Source organism: Pseudomonas sp. BAY1663 (assembly GCF_000582595.1).
GTDB lineage: Bacteria > Pseudomonadota > Gammaproteobacteria > Pseudomonadales > Pseudomonadaceae > Stutzerimonas > Stutzerimonas stutzeri_AF.
Genome location: NZ_AZSV01000001.1, coordinates 157,391 through 183,957 on the forward strand (window position 1 = coordinate 157,391; position 26,567 = coordinate 183,957).

Below are 26,567 nucleotides of genomic sequence, written 5' to 3' on the forward strand. Positions count from 1 at the left end.
GTGTTCATCGCAGATGTATCCGGCCGGTTGGGCTACGCTCGATTTCCAGTGTGCTGTGGCCGTCCGACAGTCGGATCCTCATCGGTTCACCTATCCACTCCGCATTCATGACCACTCCTTCCCGGGGTGTGGTGCGGATATCCACCGGCGCCGCCCGCCATTCCCTGGGTTGCAGCAGTGGATTGTCGATGGGGCGTCGGTTGTCCCGGCGCATGAAGCGATAGCCGTTGCCGTCGGCTAGCCAGAGAATCTGCTGCCCGTCGATCTGCGCCTCGCTCTGGGCCACTTCCAGCAATAGTGCCAGCCGCTCAGCATCCTCTCGCAACAGCCGCGCGGGGTCCGGTCGCGAGCTAAGGCCGATGGCGGCACTGGCGATGCCGACGATGACCAGTACCACCAACAGCTCCACCAAGGTGAATCCCAAGCTACCGCTTTGCCCGAAGGCGTTGACTGTTGGGCGCGACGAAGGCATTCGCTGAAATAAAAACGTGCGAATTGATCCGTAGGATGGGGGCGGGAACCAAGGAGTGCTTGATCGATGCCACGTCTGGACGTTTCGCATATGCCGCTAGCGGTCCAGTGGCTGGCGCTGCTGGCTGCGCTGGGTGGCGTTGTTACCTGGGGCGTGCTGCTCTTCACGCCCGCCCCACAACATGGCTCCGAGCCGTCCCCGGTAGCGAAGGAAGCTGCAACCGAAGGCGCTGCTGCCCAATGGTTCGCGCAAACACCTCCACGCCTGGAAATCAAGGTGTCGGGGCTGTTGGCCACCAGCCAGGGCGCTGTTGCCATTCTCTCGATCAACGATGCTCCGGCACAGGCATACCTGGTAGGCGACATCCTTTCCCGAGGGGCGAGCCTACAGGTTATCGAGGCGGATGCCGTGGTCGTAGAGCAGGCCGGTACACAACTGCGGGTGGCCATGGCCGACCTACCTACCGGCCTGCAGATGCCCAGCCTCGTGAAACCCTGATCCTTCATGGCCGGCCCTTTGCCGGCTGACGGCTCAACAGGCTTTCCAGTCGTGCCAGTGGCGGGCCTTCGCCCGCGCGTTCGCGCACATTGACGATGATGCGAACCAGCGTCGGTGCTTCCGTCGGCGCAAGGATCTCCTCGCAGACCAGCTCCAGCCGCCCTTGATCGCAGGGCGCGCTTCTAGCCCCATTCGCCGCAGGACCTGCCAGTCGAATTTCGGCCATCCTGCTCTCCGCCGCGAGCAACGCGAGGGACTTGTCGCGCAGCAGAGCATTGCTGCTGGTCATCAGGCCGACAGCGCGGACAGCAGCTGACATCGCGATAGCCACGATGGCCAGCGCGACCAGTACCTCGATCAGCGTGAAGCCCAGCTGCCGCGGGCAAGGATTCCTGTGCATCGTTTAATGGCCGGATAGAGGCAGGGAGACAGGCTATCCACGCTACCTGACCGATTGCTGACAAATACTCGGGAGGAAATCGGTGCGCCCGACATGGCGCACGTCCGTGCCTGTAGGCGGGAGCCCTCGCTTGCGATCTCCCGAGGATTTTCCACATCAATGACATCTGCCCTTGAAACAATCCGCCGCGGACCCGGAATCAAGCCAAGAGGTGTCGAGATGGATGACGCACAGTACAGCTCTTTTCCGCGAGGCCGTTGCGAGCAGCGGGGTTTTACGCTCATCGAAATCATGGTGGTGGTGGTTATCCTCGGCATTCTTGCCGCCATGGTCGTGCCCAAGGTTCTGGATCGTCCCGACCAGGCACGGGCTACCGCCGCCAGGCAGGATATTGGCGGGTTGATGCAGGCATTGAATCTTTACCGTCTCGACCAGGGGTATTACCCGAGCATGAGCCAGGGGCTAGCGGCGCTTGTCGAGCGGCCCGCGGGAATTTCCGCAGCCAACTGGCGCCCTTATCTCGAACGGCTGCCCAAAGACCCATGGGGCAAGCCCTACCAGTACCTGAACCCGGGCGCCAACGGCGAGATCGACGTCTTCACGCTGGGAGCCGATGGCCAGCCGAATGGTGAAGGTGTCAATTCGGATATCGGCTCCTGGCAGCTCTAGCCCGATCATGGAAAAGATAGTGGGTCATCCGCCGAGGCAGTCTGGAATGGCGGTAATCAGCGCCTTGCTGATCGTCACAGTGGTTGCCGTCATCGCTGCGCAGATCGTCTCCCGCCAGGCGGTGTTCACCCGCACGGTGCAGGCCGAGCAATCCCGGGTACAGGGAGGTTGGCTGCTTCGCGGTGCTCTCGAGCTGAGCCGGCAGAGGCTCTGGCAGGTTCGCTTCGAAGATCCACTGACCAAGTTGGATCAACCATGGGCTCAGCCCGTTCGGGTGAACGCCGCGAACGCGCGCGGCGACACCTTCGAGTTCTGGATCGAAGACGAGCAGGGCAAGTTCAACCTGCGCAATCTGGTACGCGACGGTCGGGTGTCCATGGAGGAGGTCGCTAGTTTCGAGCGCCTGTGCCAGATGCTTGGTCTGAACGCCGCGCTGGCACACCGTATCGTCCAGCGCGTGGCCGAAAGCTATGTTCTTCTGCCCGACCCCGTTGATGATCAGCCTGACGTAACGGGTGCTTTCTCCAGCGCAAGAATCACCTCGCCGAACGCTTCGCGCGAACCTCGGGCCCCCAGACGGCCGATGCTGCGGGTGCTCGGCGATCTGCGCAACCTCAAAGGCATCGACGACGGCATCCTGGAACGCTTGCGGCCCTACGTCACCATTCTACCGGCCAATACCTGGATCAACGGCAATACCGCGCGTGCAGAAGTGGTCGCGGCCCACGTACCGGGGTTGTCGCTGCAACAGGCTCAAGGCCTCCTGGTCGAACGGGACCAGGGACGCTGGTTCATCAACCGGGGCGATTTCGTCAATCGCCTGAGGATGCCCGACCGGGAAATGACCAGTATCAGGATTGGTATCACCAGTAACTGGTTCCTGGTCCATGGGCAGGCCCTTTCGGGGGAGCGGCTCGTCACTCTCGATGCCCTGCTTCATAGAAACGAGGAGCAACGCCCTCGCGTCATCTGGTCGAGGACGGGGGCATGAGCCTGCTGCGCGTAGCCCTGGCGCCTCTGGACGAACTGCACGCCGAGACGCCGTTGCCCTTCTCCTTGCTGGACCGGCAGGGCAACATCGAACGTGAGGGGCGGGACGTCCTGGCAATACTGGCCCGGAAGGCCAAGGGGCGTTCCGTCGAAATGGTCCTGCACCCATGCGATAGCCTGCTTGCCGAACTCGAATTTCCGCCGCTACCCGTGGCACGCCTGTCCGCGGCGGTTCGCTGTGCGATCGAGCCACTGATCCTCGGCGGTAGTCAGTCGATGCATATCGCCCACGGTCCGAGGGCGGAAGCGGGATGGCTGACGATGGGCTGGGTCGAACGTGAAAAACTGGATGGCCTGTCCCGCCTGCTGATACGCCACGGCCTGAAGATACGGGGCTTGTACGCAGCGCCGTTTTTCCTCCCTGTAGAGAGCAGCCAGTGGTGCGCCTGCCTATGGGACGGCTATCTGGTGGTGCGTAATGGCATCGAATCGGGGTGGGTGCATCCACTTCCCGACGTCGCATTGGAGCGGTTGGGCGACCTTCCAACGGGTTGCGATCTGCTCTGGCTGGGAGACGCTCCCCTCGAGCGTCCCGGACTGGCCGACAGTGCACAGGGCGCTGCAAGCCTGCGTTGGACTGGCCCGGCGCCGTCATGGGGTTGGCAGGGCGGCAATATCGTACCCGGCGGGGAAGCCCGAAGCTGGGGCAAGCCCCTGGCCTGCTGCATTCTTGCGCTGTTGGTCTGGGTGAGCGGCCTGAACCTGCACGCCAGCCGGCTGGAAGGGCAGGGCAAGGCTCTCCAGGCGCGGATGACGACGCGCGTTCAGCAGGTGTTTCCGGAGCTCCCCGTCATCCTCAATCCCTTGCAGCAAGCCAGGCAGCAGCGCGACCTGCGGCTTGCCGGTGACACGGAGATGGCCGCGACCAGCTTCGGCCGCCTCGTACAGGTAACGGCCGAGGCCATGCCTTTCATTGCCGGCAGCGTGAAGGAGCTGACCTTCGACGACTCGGCGTTACAACTGATTCTCCTGCAGGATGCGAGCAAGCCTCCTGGTGACGACTGGCACGCAGCGTTGGCGCAAGCGGGCCTGGATGTCACCGATACCCCGAACGGCTGGCGGCTGCAGGTGAAGGCAGGGGAGTCGTTCATCGCCAGCCTGCCGGAGGAGATGCCCGATGAGTGATCGCCTGCGCCAATCTGGCTTCGTCGACCTCCAGCTGGCGCGCTGGCGGAACCGGCGCAGCCAACTCGTTGCCCATTGGCAGCGTCTGGCTGAGCGCGAGCGTCGGGTTTTGAAGATCGCTACTCTGGGCCTGGCTCTGCTGTTTTCCTGGTTTGGCCTGATCGAGCCGCCTCTCGGCAAGATTGCCTATTGGCAGGGGGAGCTGCCGCGCTTGCGTAGCCAGTCCGCTGCATTGGAGGAGGTATTACGGGACATGGCGCCAGCCACCGGCACCCCCTCCGACCTGTCGCAGCGTCTGCGGCAAAGCCTCGACGCCAGTCCCCTTGGCGGCCACTACCGATTGGCAGCAACTGCGGAAAGCTCTCCCGAACTGGTTCGGGTCCTGTTCATCGAGGCACCGGCCGTCCCCCTCATGGCATGGCTGCAACACACCGCTCCGTCGTTGCAACTGACCATCACCGAGGCGCACCTTCATCGCGCCGACACCAGCAATACCAATGACCCGATTGCGACAGTCTCTGGAGACGTTCGCCTGGAACCCGCGCAAACCGCTAAGGAATCCCGATGAGGCATACGGATATCGAAGCCGGACACCTTCAGCAGCGTCTGGTGGCCGCGGTCATGACACTGTTGTTGAGCGGCTGTAGCAGCCCAGGTCAGGAGCGGATGGAGCCGGTAGTCAGTGAGGTTGGCCAACCGCTCATCTCCAACCTGGGCGGAGCGGTGGAGCGTCCTCGCCGCGAGGAAGTATCACCAGCCACGAAGGCCAGGCAAGAGAGGGTAGCTGGCTCGACCAGCCCTGGCACGACTGCACGCGGAACTACCGCCCGCACCGATGGTGTTCCACCATTGGGAGACCAACCCGTCCGGCTCAACTTCGTCGAAGCCGATCTGCAGGCCGTGTTGCGTGCCCTGTCTCGCTCCACTGGCCGGCAGTTCCTGGCCGATCCGCGAGTCAAGGGCCAACTGACCCTGGTTTCCGAAGGTGAAGTACCGGCGCACCAGGCCTTCGACATGCTGCTGGGGGCCTTGCGCATGCAGGGCTTCACCATCGTCGATGTGGCCGGCATCAGCCATGTCGTCCCCGAGGCGGACGCAAAACTGCTCGGTGGACCTGTGTACGGTGCCGACGAAGCCGCCGCCAACGGGATGATGACCCGCACCTTCCGCCTGCAATACGAGAACGCGGTGAACCTGATTCCCGTGCTGCGCCCGATCGTATCGCCCAACAATCCGATCAACGCCTACCCGGGCAACAACACCGTCGTGGTCACCGACTACGCGGACAACCTCGAGCGTATCGCCCGGATCATTGCCGACATCGATACGCCGGGCGCCATCGATACCGACGTCGTGCCGATCCAGAATGGCATCGCCGCCGACATTGCTGCCGTCGTTTCCGAACTGCTGGACGCGCAGGGCAACGATCCGACGCAGAAGATCGTCGTCCTGGGCGAGCCACGATCCAATACCATTATCGTGCGCGCCAGCAGCCCCGAACGTACCCACATCGCCCGTGACTTGATCCATAAGCTCGACAACGCCCAAGGCAGCACCGGCAACCTGCACGTCGTCTACCTGCGCAATGCCCAGGCCGTGACCCTGGCACAGGCATTACGGGGGCTGCTCACCGGAGAAAGCGACAGCACCTACCTCGAAGGCGATGGCGCCAGGGCGATGCTCAGCAGCAATGGCATGCAAGGCACCAGCGGTGCGACCGGCACTGCCAACCAGGGGAGCCGCAGCTCCGGCACGAGTGCACAGGGAAGCGGTGCCGCGTCGCCTGGGGGAGGAGGGCAGTCCATGGGACTGAGCAATACCCAGGGCTCCGCGTTCTCCGCAGCGGGCGTCACGGTACAGGCCGATGCCACCACCAATACCCTGCTCATTTCGGCTCCGGACCCTCTCTACCGCAGCCTGCGTGAGGTCATCGACCTGCTCGACCAGCGCCGTGCCCAAGTGGTCATCGAAAGCCTCATCGTCGAAGTCAGCGAAGACGATGCCAGCGAGTTCGGCATCCAGTGGCAGGCCGGCAATCTGGGAGGGAATGGCTGGATCGGCGGTGCCAACCTCGGCGGCAGCGGCCTGAGCGCTGGCGATTCGAGCCTCGACGTACTGCCGCCAGGGCTGAGTGTGGGTGTGGTGGACGGCACCGTGAGCATCCCCGGAATCGGGAGATCCTCGACCTCAAGGTCCTGGCCCGAGCCTTGAAGAGCAAGGGCGGCACCAACGTCCTGTCCACGCCCAACATCCTGACGCTGGACAACGAGCTGGCCAGCATTTTCGTCGGCCAGACCATCCCCTTCGTCAGCGGCCAGTACGTCACCGACGGCGGCGGAACCAGCAACAACCCGTTCCAGACCATCCAGCGCGAAGAAGTGGGCCTCAAGCTCAACGTCCGCCCCCAGATATCCGAAGGTGGCACCGTCAAGCTGGACATCTACCAGGAGGTCAGTAGTGTCGACCAGCGGGCCTCCAACGAGGCGGGGACCGTCACCAGCAAGCGTGCCATCGACACCAGCATCCTGCTCGACGACGGCCAGATCATGGTGCTCGGCGGCCTGCTGCAGGATGGCTTCACCCAGGGTACCGAAGCCATACCCGGCCTTTCCCGCATACCGGGGCTCGGCGTGTTGTTTCGCTACGAGCGTCGTCAGCGCACCAAGACCAACCTCATGGTTTTCCTGCGGCCCTACATCATTCGCGATCGGGACGTGGGGCGCGGCATCACCCTCAACCGCTACGACTTCATTCGCCGGGCTCAAGAAAGCCTGCGGCCCGAGCGAAACTGGGCGTTGCCCGACATGAGCGCACCGACGCTGCCTCCTGCCGCCCTTGCGATTCCCGGCGAACCGTCGGCGGCATCCGTGCGCGCGCCCATACGCGCCGTGCCGCTGCAAGCCGGTGAGCAGCAGCCATGAACGACCTGCCTTACGCCTGGGCCAAGGCCCAACGGGTCCTGGTGCGCAGAGGCGAGGAGGGTGAGGTACTCACCGTCAGCCCTTCCACGCCGGGCTGGGCGATCATCGAAGTTCAGCGTCGGCAAGGAGGCTTGCCTATCGAGCAGGTCGCCGACGAGCAACTGGATCTGCTCCTGGCCAGCGCCTACTCCGATACTGGCAGCGCCGCCGCCGTGGTCGGGGCCGCGCAGAGCGAAGTCGACCTCGACCGTCTGATGCAGGACATTCCCGAAGTCACCGATCTGCTCGATGCCCAGGATGGTGCGCCGGTGATCCGCATGATCAACGCACTCCTGACCCAGGCCGCGCGTGACGAAGCCAGCGACATCCACATCGAACCGTTCGAAAGCCATTCGGTGGTGCGCTATAGGGTCGACGGCACGTTGCGTGACGTGGTCTCCCCGCGCAAGGCACTGCACGGAGCGTTGGTTTCGCGCATCAAGATCATGGCGCAATTGGACATCGCCGAGAAACGCCTGCCCCAGGATGGCCGTATCGCCCTGCGCGTCGCCGGGCGGCCTATCGATATCCGCGTGTCCACCATTCCCACCGGCCACGGCGAACGTGTAGTCATGCGCTTGCTGGACAAACAGGCCGGGCGCCTGCAATTGGAAACCCTCGGCATGGATGCCGCCATCCTCGCTCAGCTCGACCAGTTGATACGCCAGCCCCACGGTATCGTCCTGGTCACCGGGCCTACCGGCAGCGGCAAGACCACCACGCTCTATGCCGCCCTGGCCCGACTGGACGCCAGCACCAGCAACATCCTCACCGTCGAGGACCCGGTCGAGTACGATCTGCCCGGCATCAGCCAGGTCCAGGTCAATGCCAAGATCGACATGACCTTCGCCCTGGCCCTGCGCGCCATCCTCCGCCAGGATCCGGACGTCATCATGATCGGTGAAATCCGCGACCTGGAAACCGCGCAGATAGCCGTGCAGGCTTCCCTGACCGGCCACCTGGTGCTTGCCACCCTGCATACCAATGACTCGGTTTCGGCCGTCACCCGGCTGGTGGACATGGGCGTCGAGCCTTTCCTGCTGGCATCCTCCATGCTCGGGGTTCTGGCCCAGCGGCTGGTGCGCCGGCTCTGCCCGCACTGTCGCCAGCCGGATGCCGCCACCGGCACCTGGCGGCCGCAGGGCTGCCAGGTCTGCAACCACACCGGCTACAGTGGGCGTACCGGCATCCATGAATTGTTCCGCATCGACGATGAAGTCCGCCACCTGATCCACCAGGGGGCAGCTGAACAGGCCCTGCGTGCCGCCGCACGCGCGGCCGGTATGCTCGACATGCGTGAGGATGGCGAGCGCTGGGTGCGCAGCGGCGCGACCTCGGCCGAAGAAGTCCTGCGCGTCACCCGGGATGCATGATGATCACTTTTCGCTACGAAGCCGCCGACAGCACCGGCAAGCTCATCACCGGCCATCTCGAAGCGGACAGCCCCCATGCCGCCCTGGCCCAATTGCGAACCCTCGGGCTGACGCCGCTGGACGTTCAGGCCGACGACGGCGGTGGCCTGGCCCAGGCTACAGGCTTGTTCGCGCCCAGGCTTTCCAGCGGTGACCTGGCTTGGACTACCCGTCAACTGGCCAGCCTGCTTGGTTCCAGCCTTCCGCTGGAGGCCGCTCTGAGCGCCACAGTGGAGCAAGCCGAGCGCCCTCATATCGCGCGTACGCTGAGCGCCATCCGTGGCGACGTGCGTGGCGGCATGCGGTTGGCCGATGCCCTGGCCGCGCGCCCGCGTGATTTTCCGGAAATCTACCGGGCACTGATTGCCGCAGGTGAGGAGTCCGGCGACCTGGCCCAGGTCATGGAGCGCCTGGCCGACTACATCGAGGAGCGCAACAGCCTGCAAGGCAAGATACTCACCGCCTTCATCTACCCGGCGGTGGTCGGAGTCGTTTCGATCGCCATCGTGATCTTCCTGCTCGGCTACGTGGTGCCCCAGGTCGTCAGCGCCTTCTCCCAGGCCCGCCAGGACTTGCCTACCCTGACCCTGGTCATGCTCACCGCCAGCGATTTCGTCCGTGCCTGGGGCTGGCTGTGCTTCATTGCCCTGGCCGGCGCGTTCTGGGCATGGCGCCTCTATCTGCGCAATGCCGAAGCGCGCCTGGCCTGGCATGGCCGCATTCTTCGCTTGCCGCTGGTCGGGCGCTTCGTGCTCGGGGTCAACACCGCACGATTCGCCTCCACCCTGGCCATCCTCGGTAGCGCCGGCGTACCGCTATTGCGTGCTCTCGACGCCGCCCGCCAGACCCTTGCCAACGACCGCCTCGACCGCAGCGTGGCCGAGGCCACTGCCCGCGTGCGCGAAGGCGTATCGCTGGCCACCGCGCTGCGCGCCGAAAAGCTCTTCCCGCCGGTACTCATTCATCTAATCGCCAGTGGTGAAAAACCGGCTCTTTGCCGCCGCTGCTCGAACGCGCCGCGCAGACCCTGTCTCGCGACATCGAGCGTCGGGCCATGAGCATGACCGCATTGCTCGAACCCCTCATGATCGTCGTCATGGGTGGGGTCGTGCTGCTGATCGTCATGGCCGTCTTGTTGCCGATCATCGAAATCAACCAGCTGGTGCAGGCGTGACATGCAAGCGCACCGGTCTGGACGGACCACGAACCGCTAGGCACACTTCGCGGCGAGGACGATACCGTCCCCTTCGTTCGATAACGTCAGGACACCTGGCACAACCCATCACGAATATGGTTGGACCACATGATGAAGATCGATATCGAAAATCTCTCGGGCGAGGCCGGTTGCAAGGTTCGGCTCGGCGGCCACGAGGTGCGCTTCACAACCGAGGCCCAGGCCAAGGCCTTCGTTCAGCGTCTACAGGCGCGTCTGCAGGCGCCTCACCCGCTTCCGCAACAGCCTGCGGCGAGATTGCCCAGGCAGCAGGCGGGGCGTAGGGTGGGTTGCAACCCGCCGATTACGCCCCACCGACGCCGGGTGTTACTCGGTTCGGTGCTGCACGGCATTGACCAGGATGGCAGCAGATCTCAGATCTGCTGAGCCCGGACGACCTGCCGCCGAGGTTCCGCACCAAAAATGCTCTCGGAAGCACGGTCCATGTGTGCGGGAACTGCTTTTCCGACTATCTGGGTCACATGCAGCAGGCTGCAACCGCTGCATGCGGCTAGTCCCTGCTGGCTAGCTGTCCTTCTGAGTCTGCTGAAGTAAGGTCCAGTCGCAATTGCCGATCCCTTGGACGTAAGTGGCGGGCATCTCCGGTATTGCAATGTCCCAACCTTAGGCCAAGTCGGATATTGGTAGCGGTTCGCTTCAGGGGAGCAACGAAAGCTTTTCGAACGGAACGACCGTTCGTCGGGAAACGAGTGCGGTTTCCGCTCCTCCCGATCCTCGCATCGGCAGAACTCCAGAGCATTGCCACTGGAATCGCCTGCCGGCCCCGATCCTGGATGAAGAAAGGGCAGGGGCCACAGCCCGTATCGTATTTCTCCGCTTAGTCCCGCCACATGGCGAAGGGGCTGCCTGAGTGGGCCCATTTCGTGCGCTGAGTGTTGTCTGGGTGCGCAAAGCGGCCCAAGAGAAAAGGCGAATTTTTTGCAGTGATCATGCGGTTAAATTACAAAAACTCCAGAGAAAATATCGCTTTGAGGCGAGATATCTCCCGAGCTTTTTTCCCTGGAATGTAACCCCTCCTTGCCAATCTCCTACCCGTGGCCTCCACCACGACCGGCACTGAAAAGCGCCCAGGCCGAGCGCCACAGTCATGCAAGAGCGACTCACTCAACGTTCGTAACGATGAAAAAGGAGATTCTTCATGTTCAAGCGCAATATGATCGCCGCATCACTGGCCGTAGCCGGCCTCTGCTCCGCCCAGGCCATGGCGGCCGTCGTCGGTGGCGGCGCCACGCTGCCCGAGGAGCTGTATCAGCAGTCCGGCGTGCTGTCGTCCGGCTTCACTCCTTACGTTGGTACCGGCAGCGGCACCGGCAAGAATGCCTTCTTCAACAACAACGGCAGCCTGTTCGGTCAACCGGGCGCTACCGTCGACTACGCTGGCAGCGACTCGATCGTTTCCCAGTCCGAACTCAGCGGCTACAACAGCCAAAGTGCTGCCTTGTACGGCCCGCTGGTACAGCTTCCGTCGGCCGCCACTTCGGTCACCGTGCCGTTCAATGTTGCCGGTCTTTCGGAACTGGACCTGACCAGCCAGCAACTGGCAGATATCTTTGCCGGCCGTATTACCGACTGGAGCGATGAAAGTCTTGATCTGGGTATTACTGGCCCTCGTCCCATCACCGTCGTCTATCGCATCGATGGCAGCGGCACCACCGAAATCTTTGTCAACCACCTGCATGCAGTTGATGACACCGCTGTTGTGAATGTCAGCAATAACTTCTTGGCTGCGTTCGATATCGATCTTCAGAATCCACCGGCAGGCTCGACCTATGTCGGCGGCAACGGCAGCAACGGCGTGGTCGCTCAGGTCAACGCCATTGACGGTGCCATCGGTTATGTCAGCCCCGACAAGGTCGATTTCGACAATCCGGCTGAAGTCGCCCGTGTCAATGGTCTGCTGCCCAGCGAAGTCAACGTCGTGGCTGCGCTGAACAGCATTTCCCTTCCTGTCGGTGGCGCTGCCGGCGATCCGCTGGCTTGGGCCCCTGCCGCTCAACTCGCCAACCCGAGTGCGGGCTACTCCATTGTTGGTGTCACCAACCTGATCTTCAGCCAGTGCTACCAGGACACCGCGGCAGGGGGCGATCTCGCCAATATCCGTGACTTCCTGGCCCGTCACTACAACGCCAACCCGGCCGCCAGCAACGATGCCGCCATCTCGGCTCACTCGTTGATTCCGCTGCCGACCGCCTGGAAAGCCGTTGTTCGCAACAACTTCGTCACCAATCAGACCGGCAACGGCCTGGATGTCGGCAACACCAGCGTCTGCAACGGCATTGGTCGTCCGCTGTAACCTTCGGGTTTTAGTGGCCGCCAGGCCTGTAGCAAAAACCGGCAACGGCTTCGGTCGTTGTCGGTTTTTTATGCGTGGAATTTCGGCTGCGTAGGGTGGAAAACCGCAACGCGTTTTCCACCGGCTTGCGGGTAGCTGATCGCGACCAAGCTCGCTCCTACAGGGGCATGCAGCCATGTAGGGGAGGGTTGCAACCCGCCATGGTGGTGGAGCTGGCTACAGGCGACGAGCGAGAGCGAACAGGCTGAAAAGCATCGCCCCGGAGTCGGGCCCACAAAAGCAGCAAAGCCCCCTGCGGACCCGGTGGGAGGCGCGCCCTCGCGGCGATTGCAGGCCGCAGGCCTGCCAAAGGCCTGAAGCCTAAAAGCATCGCCCCGAGGTCGGGCAATCCACAGGGATGTGGTGAATGCCGCAAGCCCGTCGGGAACGGGCGCGGCCTTCCACAAAAGCGGCGAGTGCCGCCGCCCCTCTGATACCCACCCCAACAAACATGAAGATTGCGTGACAAAAGTTCGGTCGCGGGCATTTGTAACCGCCTAAGGCGTATGAGCAAGGCAGGCGGGAAGCGTTCCCTGCAAGCCGTTCCGCGAACCAGGAAAAGGAATCTGTAGTGATGCGCCTCCGCGAAAACCAGTCAACCCAGCATGCCGTCACGCCTGTCTTGCGCCTCAAGCCCCTGGCGCAGGCAATCGCTTTGCTGCTGTTCGCCGGCAGTGCCCAGGCGGCGCCGGCCGCGTTCAGCTCCGCATGGTTCGCGGCCAAGGGCGCGACGCAGGCGGCGGGTGTGGCACGTCCTGGTGCTGGTGCGCAACTGCCGGGCACACCGCCGCCGCTGGCGCAGCAGGCCAAGGTCAACCAGCAGCTGCAACGTTCGCTGACCAACATGAACAACACCGTGGCCGCCATCGCCGCGCAGCAGGCTGCCCAGGCTGCCGGCCGTAAAGCGGCCTTCGCGCAGGTGCCGACCGTGCCGGACGGCCTGGGCGAGGGAGGCCTGAAGATCGACGGCTCCATGCCCTTCGACCAAGCCTGGCAGAATGCCAAGGGCCCGGTGCAGACCCAGGCCAATGGCAAGACCCACGTCGGCATCGAGCAAACCGCAGACAAGGCCATCCTCAACTGGGAAACCTTCAACGTGGGGCGCAACACCACGGTCGAATTCCAGCAGCAGGCCGACTGGGCGGTGCTGAACCGCGTCAACGATCCCAACGCGCGCCCCAGCCAGATCCAGGGACAGATCAAGGGCGATGGCACGGTGATGATCGCCAACGCCAACGGCGTGGTCTTCAGCGGCACCAGCCAGGTCAACGTACGCAACCTGGTGGCCGCGGCGGCGAATATCAGCGACAGCCAGTTCACCAACAACGGTTTGTATGGCGCCAACAACGCGGCCACTTTCACCAGTGCCGGCGGCGCCGTCACGGTGGAGCAGGGCGCGCTGATCGAGACCGCCAAACCCGGCAACTCCACCACCGGCGGCGGCTACGTGCTGCTGTTGGGCAAGGAAGTGGACAACGCCGGCAGCATCGCCACCGCCAAGGGCCAGACGGCTCTGGCCGCTGGTGACAGTTTCATCATCAAGAAGGGCCAGGCCACCGACGGCAACCAGGCCTCCACCACCCGCGGCAACGAAATCACCGCCACGGGCTCCGGCAGCGTCCGCAACAGCGGCTTGCTCCAGGCCGCCACCGGGGACATCACCCTGACCGGCAACCAGGTCGAGCAGAACGGTGTGGCCCTGGCCAGCACCTCGGTGGATCTGCGCGGCACCGTGCACCTGACAGCCAACGGCACCAATGGCAAGGTGACCCTGGGCGAAGGCGCCACCACCGCCATCCTGCTGGAAGACAGCGACGCCACCGCCCTGGACAGCCAGCGCGACAGCCTGCTGGCGCCGGCGGTGGACACGTCTGCGGACGACCAGAACATCGTAGCGGCCGACAAATACCGCCGCGACCAGTCCCTGGTCGAGATCGCCAGCAGTGGCACGGTGGATTTCCAGGACGGTTCCATCACCCTGGCCACTGGCGGCCAGGTGGCGGTGAATGCCGGCACTCGCGCGCTGGTGCGCGACGGCGCGGTGATCGACGTGGCCGGCGCCACCGGTGTCAAGGTGGCCATGGAGTCCAACAGCGTCAAGGTCAACATCCAGGGTAACGAACAGCGTGACGCCTCGGTCAACCGTGACGACGGCAGCCTCAACAACAATGACGTCTGGGTCGACGTGCGTGACCTGGTATTCGTACCGGCCGGCACCAACGGCTATGAGACAGATCGCTGGTATACCGCCGGCGGCCTGCTGGAAGTGGGCGGCTACCTCGGCACTACGGGTCACAGCGCGGGTGAATGGATGGCCCAGGGCGGCACGGTGAGTTTCACCGGCAGCGAGGTGGTGACCCAGGGCGGCTCGCAGATCAACCTCTCCGGCGGCACCCTGGATGTGCAGGACGGCTACATCCAGCAGACCTGGCTCAAGGGTGCCGACGGCAAGCTCTACGAACTCTCCAGGGCTCCCGGCGACATCCTCTATACCGGCCTCTACAAGGGCTATGAGGATGTGCACGCACGTTGGGGCCAGACGGATTATTACTACAACCCGCTGATCGCACCGCGCCAGCGTTTCGAGGCCGGCTACACGGTGGGCCGCGACGCCGGTACCCTGGTGATCGGCACGAAGAGCGCGGTACTCGAAGGCACCCTGGTGGGTGACACCTTCCAGGGCGACCGCCAGACCCAGGCGGCGCAGGCCGGGCTGGACGGTTACCACCAGTCGCAGAAAGCGGTGGCCCGTGGCGCGAACCTGGTAGTGGGTAGCTACACCCCTTATTACGTCAAGGACAGCGGTACGCTGCAGCATGGCCTGACGGCCACCGCCAACACCCTCCAGGACGTGATCCTGGGTACCGCGTCGCAGAAGATCGCCGCCGGGCTGGAACTGGACAGCGTATTGCCAGAAGACCGCGAAGGTACGCTGTATCTGGATAGCGATCAGTTGAGTGGGTTCGAACTGGGCAGCGTGAAGATCGCCGCTCGCAACGGCATCACGGTCGACGGCGAACTGAGTGTGGGGCCGGCTGGTGAGATCACCCTGTACGGCCCGCAGGTGAACGTCAACGCTGACCTGACCAGCCATGGCGGCACCATCCGCCTGGGCAACGTGCTCAACCAGGTGAGCGCTAACGCCCGTATCGAGGACACGACCCTGTCCGCGCCGTCCGGTACGACGGCCGGCGTTACGGTGGCCGAAGGGGTGGCGCTGGACGCCAGCGGCCTTTGGAGCAACCTGCTGCTGGAGCCGGAGAATATTGCCAACTTGCCATATCAGGGCGGCGGTAGCGTATCGATCCGCAGCAGCGGCGACGCCACCCTGGCGCAGGGCAGTCTGATCGACGTGTCCTCCGGCGCGGCGCTGCTGGCCGACGGCAAGCGGCAAGGCGGCAAGGGCGGCGATATCACTCTGGCAGCTAATGCCGCCACTGCCGGCAGCATTGGCGAACTGAGCCTCGAGGGCGAATTGCGCGGCTATGGCGTGGACGGCGGCGGCACCTTGCGTTTGCAGGCCGGCAAAGTCCTGATCGGCGATGAGGCTGCCACACCGGAGGCGGGCACGCTGCAATTGCCGGGTGACTTCTTCGACAAGGGTTTCAGCCACTACGACATTGTCGGCAACCGGGGCGTGACCGTTGCCGACGATACCCGGGTCGATGTGACCATGCCGGTATACCGCTTCGGCGACAGCGCCCTGGTTAGCGCCACGGGCAACACGCCGGCCGCGGCGCTGGAAATCTGGACGCCGCCACTGTACCTGGAGGATCCGGCCGCCGGCGTGCTCACCCAACGCCGCGGCGCCAGTTTGAGTCTGCAGGCCGGCACTGCGCTGTCCAGCGCCAGCGATATGGCCACGATCGCGGCGCAGGTCGGCCGGGGCGCCGTGATCGATGTCGATCCCGGTCAGTCCATTTCTATCGACAGCATCGGCCAGTTGACCGTGAACGGTACGCTCAACGCCTGGGGCGGAGAGATCGTACTCGGCGCGGTGGAACTGCCGGACACTATCAGCGAGCCAGTGGAGGGTACAGGCCATGGCCGTTCGATCTGGATCGGCGAAGAGGCGGTGCTGGATGTGGCCGGCCGGGCGGCTACCGCGGTCGATGCCCAGGGGCGCCGCTACGGCATCGTCGATGCGGGCGGCGATATCGTCATCGGCGGTGCTTTCGATCCCGCGACGGCAACGATCGACGCCGACAAGCTGTTCGTGGTGGTGCGTGAGGGTGCCCTGCTCGATGCCTCGGGCGCCAGCGCGGTGCTGGACATTCCGGGCCTGGGCGCGGTGGACGTGGCCAGCGCTGGCGGTGGCATATCGCTGGCCTCGGCCAACGGCCTGTACCTGGACGGCACGCTGCGCGCGGCGTCGGGTGGCGCGGGCGCCTCGGGTGGCAGCCTGACGGCGGTACTGGATACGCCGTTCTATCGCACCGATAGCGCAGGTGCGCGGGTACGCCAGGCGCGCGAACTGGTGCTGAGCCAACGGCAGGGCGAGAGCGAACTGGCCTCCGGCATCGATGCCGGCGAAGCGGCGGATCAACTGGTCTACGGCCATGGCCGGCTGGGTGTGGATCAGGTCGAGGCCGGCGGTTTCGACAACCTGACCCTGGCCAGCGATGGGTTGTTGAGCTTCGACGGTGACGTGGCGCTGTCCATGGGGCAGTCCCTGAATCTCTATGCTCGCGTGCTGGGGCTGGCCGACGAGGCGCCGGACGACACCCGCGTCGAGTTGGTTGCACCCTATGTGCGCCTGGCGGGTTACGGCGGCCCGACCAGCAGGGAGGGCAGCTATATACATCCAACGGTACAGGGTGGGCAAGAAGCCGGCATTTCCAGCCAGGCGCCGGCTGGCAGTCTGCAGGTGCACGCCGGCCAATTGCTGGAACTGCGCGATATCCTGAACGTTGGTGTGCGCGGTGGTACGGCTGTGACCGAGGGTTTACCGGCGCTAGTGGACCGGCGCGGGTTCGATGACATGGAACTGGTCAGTGGCGGCGATTTGCGCTTCCTGGCGGCGACGCAGACTGGCGGCACGGTGCTGTATACGCCGGGCGACCTGCTGCTGGCCGCCGCCCAGATCTACCCCGGCACCGGGGCCGTTGCCGAGGTACACGCGGGTTATCGAGGCCGTGGTGTCGCCTACGATCCGCAGCGTGTCCTGAGCCTGGCCCGCACCACCGAGACCATTCCCGGCGTGCCCTATTCGGCGTTCGGCAGCCTGAGCCTGGGCGCCGCGACGATCAACCAGGGCGGGGTCGTGCGTGCTCCGTTGGGTACCTTGGTCGTGGGTTATGAATGGAGCAGCCAGAGGCCGCTGGCAGTCAATCTACTGCCGGGCAGCCTCACGTCCGCCAGCGGTGCGGGCCTGGTCATGCCCTATGGCGGCACTGTCGATGGCGTGACCTGGGAATACAACGGCCAGGAAATCGAATTGGTGGGCATAGGAGAAGAGCGGGCCAGCGGCATCACCTTGCGTGGGCAAGCGGTGGATGTGCAGGAAGGCGCCGTGCTGGATCTTTCCGGCGGCGGCGAGCTGACCGGCGCGGCCTTCGTCTCCGGCCGTGGCGGCTCCACCGATGCCCGTTACCACCCGCTGGTGCAGATCGGGCCGGATGGCTTCACCTTGCCTGGCCTGGGCAGCAACCCGGTGTATGCCATCGTCCCCGGCGTGCAGGCCGTAGCGGCGCCGGCTGGCGGCGAGGCCGGCGCGGTGGATCCGCTGGTCGGCCAGCAGGTTACCCTCGGTGCCGGTGTGCCCGGGCTGCCAGCCGGCACCTATACGCTGCTGCCTTCTACCTATGCACTGCTGCCCGGTGCCTACCGGGTGGAGGTCAATGGCCTGGCCGGGCAGGGCGCGGCGGCCGCCAACGCGGCGGCCATGCGCAACGGCTCCTGGTCGACATCCGGCGTCCTCTCCATAGCCGGCACGGGCATTCGCGACAGCCTGGCCAGCCATTTGATCCTGACCCCGGCCGACGTGCTGCGCAGCTACTCGCAGTACAACGAAACGAGCTATGCCGACTTCGTTCGCGCCGACGCGGCACTGATCGGCGTACCGCGCGCGATGATCGAAGCCGATGCCAGGCGCCTGCGCCTGCGCCTGGCCGACAACGGTGAGGAAACGGTCTCCTTTTCCTTCGATGGGATCGGCCGCTTCGATGCCGCCGAGGGCGGCTATGACGGCACCCTCTCCTTGACCGTCGGCACCGGCAGTTTGTCCAACGAAAGCCTGGAAATCCTGGCGGCGGGCACCCAGCCCACGGCGGGCTTCCAGGGCGTCTCCGTCTACGCCGATGATCTTAATGCCGTGGGCGCCAAGCGCCTGGTGGTCGGCAACATGAACCTCACCTATGCCACGCGCGGTAATCCGCAAGGGGCCAATCTCGTCAGCATGGGTGGCGGCGCGAAGAACCTGGTCATGCGTTCCGGTGCGCAATTGATGGCTCCCGAGGTGGTATTGACCACCACGTCCAGCGGTAGCCCCACCAACCTCGGCAGTCTGGTCATCGAGGATGGTGCCCGTATCGATACCCTGGGCCTGGGCCCGGCGCCCTTCGATTCCACCGACGGCTACCTCTATGTGATCAGTGGGGTAGCCGTCTCCAACGGGCAATTGACGCTGATTGCCGCGGCACCCACTAAGAGTCCTACCTATGATAGCCCTGTCAAGATCGGCGGCTGCTTGCAGACGACCTGTGCCGGGGCAGCCACGCTGTACTCCGAAGGCACGATCGTCTTCTCTACCGAGGCTGCTTTCGAACTGGCCGATTCAGTGCGCTACGGCACCCGGCATCTGTCCCTGGGTATGGCTGGCATCAATGTCGGCACCGCTCAGGCCTTGGCTGCGGCCAGCGCCCGCGGCGCATTGACGTCCGGCCTGACGCTCAACCAGGACGTCATGAATCGTCTGCTGCAAGGCGATACCAGCACCGGCGCCCCGGCGCTGGAAACCCTGTCCCTGACCGCACGCGATGCGCTGAACTTCTACGAATCGGTGACCCTGTCCACCCTCGACGAGAATGGCGAGTCGCGGCTGGACAACCTGATGCTCACCACCCCGGCGATCTACGGCTACGGCGCTGCTGGCGATCGAGCGCTGATCCAGACCGGCAACCTGATCTGGAACGGCTCGGCCGACTTGCCCGGCGCGGTGGCTGCCGGCGGCGCCGGCACCGGCAGCGGCACCCTGGCCATCGAGGCGCGGCGCATCGAGTTGGGCTACGGCCCCTACACCCAGCCCAGCGGTGTGGACGACCTGGCCCGCCTGGCGCTGGGTTTCGCCAATGTCGACCTCACGGCCAGCGAGCGCATCACCGCCAACAACACGGGCAGCCTGGCTGTGTACCAGAGCCAAGGCGCTTATGTGGAGGGCGAGGGCCATAGCTACAGCGGCGGCAACCTGAATATTGTCACGCCGCTGATCTCCGGCGCGGCCGGCTCGGTCAACCGCATCACCGCCGGCGGCGCCGTTACTGTTGCCGCGCCCCAGGACGGCGGCGCTGGCGAGGTGGTCGTGGGTGCGGATGCGCTGGGCGCCGAACTGGCCTTGAGCGGGCAACGCATCGTTCTGGATACCGCCGTAGTGCTGCCCAGCGGCAAGCTCAGCCTCACCGCCGAAGACGACCTGACCCTGGCCGATGGGGCGCTGATCGACATGGCCGGACGCAGTGTCGAATTCTTCGATGACGAGGAGGCCACCCAGTACAGCTGGGGCGGCGACGTGGTCCTGGAGAGCCGCGCGGGCGATATCCGCCAGGCGGCCGGTTCCGTCATCGATCTGTCCGCCGAGTACAACCAGGGCGGGCGGCTGACCGCCATCGCGCTGGGCGAGGGCGCCGGCGTGGTCGACCTGCAGGGGCGGATTCTTGCCAGCGCCAGCGGCTACACCGATGCTGGCGGTACCCTGGTGCCGCACCTGGCGGGCGGCGTGGACATCCGTGCCCAGCGGCTGGGCGGTAGCGGAAGCCTGAGCGAGCAGTTCGCCGCGCTGAACCAGCGTCTCAACGAGGGCGAGGTGTTCGGCCTGCGCAGCTTCCAGCTCAAGCAGGGCGACCTGGCCATTGGCGACGGCCTCAAGGCCAACGAGATCAATGTATCGCTCGACAACGGGCGCCTCACCGTGAGCGGTACGGTGGACGCCAGCGGCGAGCGGGTCGGCAGCATCCGCCTGGCCGGCAAGCACGGCCTGGCGATAGGTGGCAATGCCGTACTCGACGCCCACGGCACGCTGCTGCGGCTGGACAGCTACGGCCAGATCATCGACAGCCCCAACCGGGCGATCGTCGAGCTTAGCTCCGGCGACGGCCTGCTGACGCTGGCCAATGGCGCGCGCATCGATCTGCGCCACGGCACCGACGATGCCCGCGTAACGGCTGCCCCGGCGCTGCACGATGGTCGTGACCGCGGCACCCTGGAGCTGAACGCCCCGCGCCTGGGCGGCGCCACGGCGGGTGACGTCGCCATCGATGCCAGCGGCAGCCTGGACATCCAGGGCGCCCGCTCTATTGCGGTGAACGCGGTGCAGCGCTACGACGATGCCGTCTACGGCAGCGATCCGGCTGCCAGCGGCCGGCCCTATCAGGTGATCGACCAGGCCTACCTGGACGCCAAGCATGCCGACAGCACGGCCTTTATCAATGCGGCGTTGGGCAATAGTGATCTGCTGAACGACAAGCTGGCGGGGCTGAACAACGCCGCCTATGCCGACGCCTTCCACCTGCGTCCCGGCGTGGAGATCGTCAGCGCCACGGTGAACGGCGACCTGATCGTCAGCGGCGACCTGGACCTGTCCGGCCATCGCTATGCCAGCCTGAACCCGCATACCCAGCGCACTGGCGTCTACGGCTCCGGCGAGGTCGGTGCGCTGGTGATGCGCGCCGGCGGCGACCTGGAGATCTACGGCAGCATCAACGATGCTTCGCCCCGCCGCCGGAAACCCCGGACGATAGTGGCTGGCAGCTCACCCCCGGCTATATCGCCTATGGCGGCGACCTGGTGGTGCCTGGCCCGGGCGTGACCCTGGCCAATGGCACCGAGTTCGCCGCCGGCAAGACGCTGAACTACGACCTGCCGATTGGGGTGACGCAGTTCGCTGCCGGCACGCAACTGCCGGTGCAGGGTGTGCTCAACGCCGCCCTGACCCTGCCGGCAGGTACCGTGTTGCGTGCGGCGGTGCGCGATGCCAGCGGCAACGTGCTGCATGCCGCCGGCGCGATCCTGAGCGAGGCGACGACGCTGCCCTCCGGCAGCCGCCTAGACGCTGGCACCGTGCTGCCGGCCCAGGCCACGCTGCGCGCCATGACCTGGCCGAAAGGCGTGGCGCTGCCGGCCAAGCTGGTCCTGGCTGGCAACCTGGCCTTGCAGAGGGGCGCGCTGATTCCTTCGGAAACCCTGGTCAAGCTGCCAGACGATGCCATCTCCATCCCGCTGCGCCCGGCCGACGGCAGCCGCCAGGGCGCCAACTGGGCGGTGGCGGCGATGCTGCCGGAGGGCTCGCAGTCCTGGTCCATGCGCATCGTCGCCGGTGCCGATATCCAGGCAACGGATACCCGTGCGGTGAAGGTTGATCGCCTGGCGGGGTCGTTGACTCTGGCGGATACACATTACTCCCATTTCAGGGAGGTGGCCGCGGCAGGCGTCTGGTATTGGGCGGATGGAAACTGGTATGACACACCCGGCACACCAGTACCGGACTGGGCACTTGATCCGGGCTATAACATCTGCGAACAGGAGCCTGGGCAATGCGTGCAAGTCTCCTGGCTCTGGGCGGATGGAAACTGGTATGACACGCCCGGCACGCCAGTACCGGACTGGGCGCTCGATCCGGGCTACAACATCTGTGAACAGGAAGCCGGCCAATGCATCAGCGTCGGCGGCAGCGGAGACTTGATCGCGCTCCACCCGGCGACCCAGGCCTTCAGCGTACTGCGCACCGGCACCGGCGACCTGGATCTGATCGCCGGCGGCGACCTGCGCATGCAGTCGCTGTACGGGGCCTATACCGCCGGCATGTCCACCGCATCGCGGGCGGGCAGCCAGACAGCGGCTTTCGACCAACCGCGAGCCAAGGCCTGGGATGGTACCTACTTGGGAACCAGCAACAATCCTGAGGCCGATATTGCCGCAGGCTACGAGGCGCTGGTCGATGGCGGGGCGAACAGCACCTATGCCGCCTGGTATCCGGACCAGGGCGGCAACCTGATGGTGCGCGCCGGCGGCGACCTGACCGGCGATATGCTGAGCGTCAGCGCCCCTTTGGACGAGGCGATGGCACGGCAGTTGCGCAGCCAGTCTTCCAGCGCCCACCTGGGCAACTGGCTCTGGCGCCAGGCACGGGCGACACCGCCGGCGTGGAGCCGATGCCGACGAGCTGGTGGATCAACTTCGGCAGCTACGTGCCGGGCGGCAAGTTGACCAATACGTACTACAAACTGAACAGCAGCGTGGAATCGGTGCCCGAACTGGTCGGCTTCACCGGCTTCGGCACCCTTGGCGGTGGCAACCTGACTGTCGATGTCGCGGGCGATGCCGGCATGCTGGCGCCGCGCGGGAGCGTGACCAACGACGCCCCTCGCAGCCAGGGCCTTGTCCTCGCGGTAGGCAGCACAGGCAGGGTAACCGCCGATGGCGAACTGTTGCTGACCGGCGGTGGTGACCTGAACCTGCACATCGGGGGTGACCTGAACCCGAGCCTGCAGGCGCGCATGCACGCTGGCACAGGTGACCAGCAAAATATGAATCTTGCCGGTGTGCTGACCAACCTGCGCGGCACCCTACAATTGAATGCCGGCGCGCTGGGCGGTGTCGCGCTGAGATATGGTAGTACCGTTTTCGACCACGATGCCAAGGAAACCCGCGCCTACGATCCCTTTACCTCTACCAAAGGGAACGCCAGTGGTGGCCCGGTATTGATGCTGGGTGATGCGGTGGCCAGCCTGAATGCCCGGGGCGACCTGGTGCTCTCCGGCACCGGCGACCCGGGCCGGGTGTCGACCCCGACCGGACCTACCTATGACTACAACGGCCGGCAGTACGCGACGGCGGGAAGAAACAACTACACAGCCACTCCCTCTGGTGTGAGCGTTGGCGGCGCGGTCAGCTGGTTTTCGTTGTGGACGGAGAATACCGCCATCAACCTGTTCTCGGCCGGGGGGAACCTGACGCCCAGCACACAGCTGGGCGATGCTCAACGGACGGACAAAGGCCCCCACAACTACACCAGCACCGGCGGTCGCTTTGCCTACCCCTCCCAGCTCAGCACCGTCGCCGCCAATGGCAGTATCTATATGGGCGCTTCCGCATTTGGCTCGAATTCAATTTCTACCACGGATTCCCTACTGCTGGCGCCTTCGTCCAACGGCAGTCTGCTGATGCTGGCCGGTGACTCCATCTATGCCGGCGGCTACGCGATCAACCAGTCGGGGGCCGGCATCGATGTCGTGCCCACACCGCTGCAGCCCGCGTTTGCTTTATTCACGAATGCCACCACCATTGGCGTCAGCAACCTGTCCGCCGACGCCATTCGGCCCATCGGGCAAGAGGGAACTCAAAGCCTGTTCGCCTTCGGCCCCGCTACCACTGTCGGCGCCGCCTGGGGCAGTGCCGAACCGGCGCGCTTCTATGCAGCGGACGGCGATATCGTCGGCCTGCGTACGGGCGAGATTCTCGAGTTCACGCTCGGCGGTCGCCAAGGGCAGACCTGGTACGAGTCGGCCGGGCCGGTCTGGATGATGGCCGGGCGCGATATCGTCGCTTCGGGTACGCCGCTGGGTGAGTCGACCTCGTTACCCCAGGCGATTGTTCGTACGTTGACCAATAACACTGGTAGCGGCACCAGCACCGGCAACCTCTTCGTCCACAACGACCCCAACGACGTTTCTATCGTCTCGGCCGGGCGCGACATTCTCTACAGCAGCTTCAACGTTGCCGGCCCCGGCACGCTGGAGATCAGCGCCGGGCGCAATATCCTGATGGCCGACCGCGCTTCGGTCACCAGCCTCGGCCCGGTGGTGCCGGGCGATTCGCGGCCCGGTGCCAGCATCGTGATGCAGGCCGGTTTCGGCGAGCATGGCGCCGATTACCTGGGCTTCGCCCGCCGCTACCTGGACCCGGCCAACCTGGCCGACCCGGCCATGGCATTGGCCGACCAGGACGGCAAGGTGGCATATACCTACGAGGCCGAGCTGATCGAGTGGCTGGAACAGCGCTACGGCTTCGCCGGCGACGCCGAGCAGGCCCTGGCCTTCTACGCGGCGCTGCCGGCCGAGCAGCAGCGCATCTTCGCCCGCCAGCTGTACTTCGCCGAACTGCGCGAAGGCGGCCGCGAATACAACGACGCCGACGGCCCGCGCCTTGGTAGCTACTTGCGAGGCCGCAACGCCATCGCCGCGCTGTTCCCCAGCCATGACGTGGCCGGCAACCCTGTCGCCTATGGCGGCGAAATCCTGATGTACGGTGGTGCGGGCGTGCATACCGACGTCGGCGGCGACATCCAGATGCTCACGCCGGGCGGCGCGCAGACCCTCGGCGTCGAGGGCGAGGCGCCGCCGTCCACGGCGGGTGTGATCACCCGCGGCCAGGGTGACATCCAGTTGTATTCGCTGGGCAGCATTCTGCTGGGCCAGAGCCGCATCATGACCACCTTCGGTGGCGACATCCTGGCCTGGTCGGCCGAGGGCGACATCAACGCCGGGCGTGGCTCCAAGACGACTGTCGTCTATACGCCGCCACGGCGCGTCTATGACGCCTGGGGCAACGTCACGCTGTCGCCGACGGTGCCCAGTACCGGCGCAGGCATCGCCACGCTCAACCCGATCGCCGAGGTGCCGCCGGGCGACATCGACCTGCTGGCGCCGCTGGGGACCATCGACGCTGGCGAGGCGGGCATTCGCGTTTCGGGCAACGTCAACATCGCTGCGTTGCAGGTGGTGAACGCAGCCAACATCCAGGTGCAGGGCGAGGCTACCGGTATTCCGGTGGTGGCGGCGGTGAATACCGGCGCGCTGACCTCGGCCAGCTCGGCCGCCTCCACGGTACCCAGGTGGTGGACGAGGTGGTGCGCCAAGGCAGCAGCCAGCGCCGGCCCTCGGTGTTCAGCGTGCAGGTGCTGGGATTCGGCGATGAGCGCCTGGAACCGAGCCGCGAGGAAGCCCGCCGCGCGCCGGGCTACCGGCCTACCAGCAGTGTGCAGGTACTGGGTGCCGGCCAGTTGGATGAGCGGGCCATGGACCAGCTCACCGAAGAGGAGCGGGGCAGGCTGAGCCTGTAGTGCGCGGCGTACCTGTGAGGTTTTCGTGCAGGAGACCTCGCGGGCGGCACTGCCTCATCAGGGGACGGAAATGGAGGAAGGCATGCGTAAGGAGCGCTTCGATAAAGTGGGGATGCAGGAGCTGGACCAGCATTTGGCGAAGGTGGTCGAGGCGGCGAGGGCAAAGCCGGTATCGGTGTTCCGTTACGGCGTACCCTGGGTGTGGATCGTGTCCCAGGAGGCATGGCAGTACGCCTTGAAGGAAGTGTCCAGCTATATCCAGCCGAATCATTACCTGGTGCTCGCCAGGCCGCAGATCGAGGACATCGTCGCCGAGCATGCTGAAATGCTCGATGCCTTGGCAACCGCCCAGCAGATGCGGATTCCTCCCCGAACCCTGATCAACGTACTGCTGCTGCAACTGCTCTATTCGGTGCCGAGCGAGCATCAATTGCACGAGCAACTGAACTACAACCTGCTCTTCCGCTGGTTCGCGGGTTTACACCTGAACCAGGCAGTCTGGGATTTTCCGGCGTTCGACCGCGACATCGCTGCGCTGCTGGACTGCCCGGATGTGGTTCATCTCATCAGGCGGATCATCGCCGAAGTGTTTTCCGACCGCTTGTTGCAGATGCCGGAGGTGTCGATGAACTTTTCGTTGTTGCATGCCTGGCTGGGAAAGCACACCGGCCCGGGAGAGGGCGAGCGGCGGATCGTGACGATAGGGTAGCTGGGCAATCGGAATCGACAGAGAGGGATGCAGTGGGTGACCGGTTATCGAAAAGGTTTCTTCAGCAGGATACGTATCGCTATGTGTGGAGTCGCGAAAAGGGTGATGGCGACTATGCCAGGAGACAAGACCTGGCGACGATTGACAAGCGCGAGGGGTACGAGGTGCTGTATTTCGTTGAGTTCTTTATGAAGCGCCACGACCTTAAAACCTCGTGGGACGTCAGGCGAATCGAAGACGCCCTGCACAGCAAATCCCTGGAAGCGGTCACGTTACGCCAGATACTGCTGGTGGAAGTGGAGTCGATGCTGGGGTTGTGAGCGGGTAGCCGGTAGGGCAGGAAAATCGTATGAAGCTATCCCGCCGGCTCACAATCGAGCGACCCGCAGGTTGCGGTCAGGGTAAAGCGCTGAAGCCCAACCGTGGTGAACAT

Annotated in this window: 12 protein-coding genes and 3 pseudogenes; 13 read left to right on the forward strand and 2 right to left on the reverse strand. The window is 64.9% G+C overall.

Annotated elements, in window-relative coordinates; genetic code table 11:
* Window positions 1-4: 4 nt before the first annotated feature.
* Complete coding sequence (locus BAY1663_RS00745) at window positions 5-472, reverse strand: GspH/FimT family pseudopilin (RefSeq protein WP_051497043.1); 468 nt, start codon at window positions 470-472, stop codon at window positions 5-7.
* A 66-nt stretch (window positions 473-538) separates the two neighbouring features.
* Between BAY1663_RS00745 and BAY1663_RS00750 the strand changes: the two genes are divergently transcribed.
* Window positions 539-970: a type II secretion system protein N gene (locus BAY1663_RS00750; RefSeq protein WP_128576001.1), complete on the forward strand. Its 432-nt coding sequence runs from the start codon at window positions 539-541 to the stop codon at window positions 968-970.
* Window positions 971-974: 4 nt separating this feature from the next.
* Here BAY1663_RS00750 and gspI read toward each other — a convergent pair whose 3' ends face one another.
* Window positions 975-1,370 carry a type II secretion system minor pseudopilin GspI gene (gspI, locus tag BAY1663_RS00755; RefSeq protein WP_037037085.1) on the reverse strand — a complete coding sequence of 132 codons (396 nt, stop codon included), beginning with the start codon at window positions 1,368-1,370 and terminating at the stop codon, window positions 975-977.
* 219 nt (window positions 1,371-1,589) lie between these two features.
* Here gspI and gspG point away from each other — a divergent pair, with 219 nt between their 5' ends.
* The 12 genes and pseudogenes from gspG (at window position 1,590) to BAY1663_RS00815 (ending at window position 26,454) form a co-directional block, all read left to right on the forward strand.
* Entirely contained in the window at window positions 1,590-2,039 is a 450-nt protein-coding gene (gspG, locus tag BAY1663_RS00760) for a type II secretion system major pseudopilin GspG (protein ID WP_037037088.1), read from the forward strand.
* Window positions 2,040-2,085: 46 nt separating this feature from the next.
* A complete protein-coding gene (gene gspK, locus BAY1663_RS00765) occupies window positions 2,086-3,030 on the forward strand; it encodes a type II secretion system minor pseudopilin GspK (RefSeq protein ID WP_128576003.1) in 945 nt (314 codons plus the stop codon).
* Window positions 3,027-4,214, forward strand: coding sequence for a type II secretion system protein GspL (gspL, locus tag BAY1663_RS00770; RefSeq protein WP_037037093.1), 1,188 nt, complete (start codon window positions 3,027-3,029; stop codon window positions 4,212-4,214). Before gspK ends, gspL begins: the two co-directional genes overlap by 4 nt.
* Window positions 4,207-4,782 carry a type II secretion system protein GspM gene (gene gspM / locus BAY1663_RS00775; RefSeq protein ID WP_051497044.1) on the forward strand — a complete coding sequence of 192 codons (576 nt, stop codon included), beginning with the start codon at window positions 4,207-4,209 and terminating at the stop codon, window positions 4,780-4,782. The genes gspL and gspM overlap by 8 nt, the downstream gene beginning before the upstream one ends.
* Window positions 4,779-7,135 (forward strand): annotated as a pseudogene (gene gspD / locus BAY1663_RS00780) (type II secretion system secretin GspD). Before gspM ends, gspD begins: the two are co-directional and overlap by 4 nt.
* Window positions 7,132-8,547, forward strand: coding sequence for a type II secretion system ATPase GspE (gene gspE, locus BAY1663_RS00785; protein ID WP_037037095.1), 1,416 nt, complete (start codon window positions 7,132-7,134; stop codon window positions 8,545-8,547). The pseudogene gspD and the gene gspE overlap by 4 nt, the downstream one beginning before the upstream one ends.
* A pseudogene (gene gspF, locus BAY1663_RS00790) lies at window positions 8,547-9,760 on the forward strand (type II secretion system inner membrane protein GspF). The gene gspE and the pseudogene gspF overlap by 1 nt, the downstream one beginning before the upstream one ends.
* Window positions 9,761-9,889: 129 nt before the next feature.
* Complete coding sequence (locus BAY1663_RS00795) at window positions 9,890-10,186, forward strand: hypothetical protein (protein WP_037037098.1); 297 nt, start codon at window positions 9,890-9,892, stop codon at window positions 10,184-10,186.
* Window positions 10,187-10,958: 772 nt separating this feature from the next.
* A complete protein-coding gene (locus tag BAY1663_RS00800) occupies window positions 10,959-12,113 on the forward strand; it encodes a substrate-binding domain-containing protein (protein ID WP_037037101.1) in 1,155 nt (384 codons plus the stop codon).
* 613 nt (window positions 12,114-12,726) lie between these two features.
* Window positions 12,727-25,425, forward strand: a pseudogene (locus BAY1663_RS00805) (filamentous haemagglutinin family protein).
* A gap of 82 nt (window positions 25,426-25,507) precedes the next feature.
* Entirely contained in the window at window positions 25,508-26,134 is a 627-nt protein-coding gene (locus BAY1663_RS25765) for a transposase (protein ID WP_051497048.1), read from the forward strand.
* A 32-nt stretch (window positions 26,135-26,166) separates the two neighbouring features.
* A complete protein-coding gene (locus BAY1663_RS00815; protein WP_037037103.1) occupies window positions 26,167-26,454 on the forward strand; it encodes a hypothetical protein in 288 nt (95 codons plus the stop codon).
* Window positions 26,455-26,567 lie beyond the last annotated feature (113 nt).

Excerpts from the sequence above, each read along its gene's own strand:
- BAY1663_RS00745 (WP_051497043.1), bottom strand. The coding sequence starts at position 472 with ATGCCTTCGTCGCGCCCAACAGTCAACGCCTTCGGGCAAAGCGGTAGC.
- BAY1663_RS00750 (WP_128576001.1), top strand. The coding sequence starts at position 539 with ATGCCACGTCTGGACGTTTCGCATATGCCGCTAGCGGTCCAGTGGCTG.
- gspI (WP_037037085.1), bottom strand. The coding sequence starts at position 1,370 with ATGCACAGGAATCCTTGCCCGCGGCAGCTGGGCTTCACGCTGATCGAG.
- gspG (WP_037037088.1), top strand. The coding sequence starts at position 1,590 with ATGGATGACGCACAGTACAGCTCTTTTCCGCGAGGCCGTTGCGAGCAG.
- gspK (WP_128576003.1), top strand. The coding sequence starts at position 2,086 with ATGGCGGTAATCAGCGCCTTGCTGATCGTCACAGTGGTTGCCGTCATC.
- gspL (WP_037037093.1), top strand. The coding sequence starts at position 3,027 with ATGAGCCTGCTGCGCGTAGCCCTGGCGCCTCTGGACGAACTGCACGCC.
- gspM (WP_051497044.1), top strand. The coding sequence starts at position 4,207 with ATGAGTGATCGCCTGCGCCAATCTGGCTTCGTCGACCTCCAGCTGGCG.
- gspE (WP_037037095.1), top strand. The coding sequence starts at position 7,132 with ATGAACGACCTGCCTTACGCCTGGGCCAAGGCCCAACGGGTCCTGGTG.
- BAY1663_RS00795 (WP_037037098.1), top strand. The coding sequence starts at position 9,890 with ATGATGAAGATCGATATCGAAAATCTCTCGGGCGAGGCCGGTTGCAAG.
- BAY1663_RS00800 (WP_037037101.1), top strand. The coding sequence starts at position 10,959 with ATGTTCAAGCGCAATATGATCGCCGCATCACTGGCCGTAGCCGGCCTC.
- BAY1663_RS25765 (WP_051497048.1), top strand. The coding sequence starts at position 25,508 with ATGCGTAAGGAGCGCTTCGATAAAGTGGGGATGCAGGAGCTGGACCAG.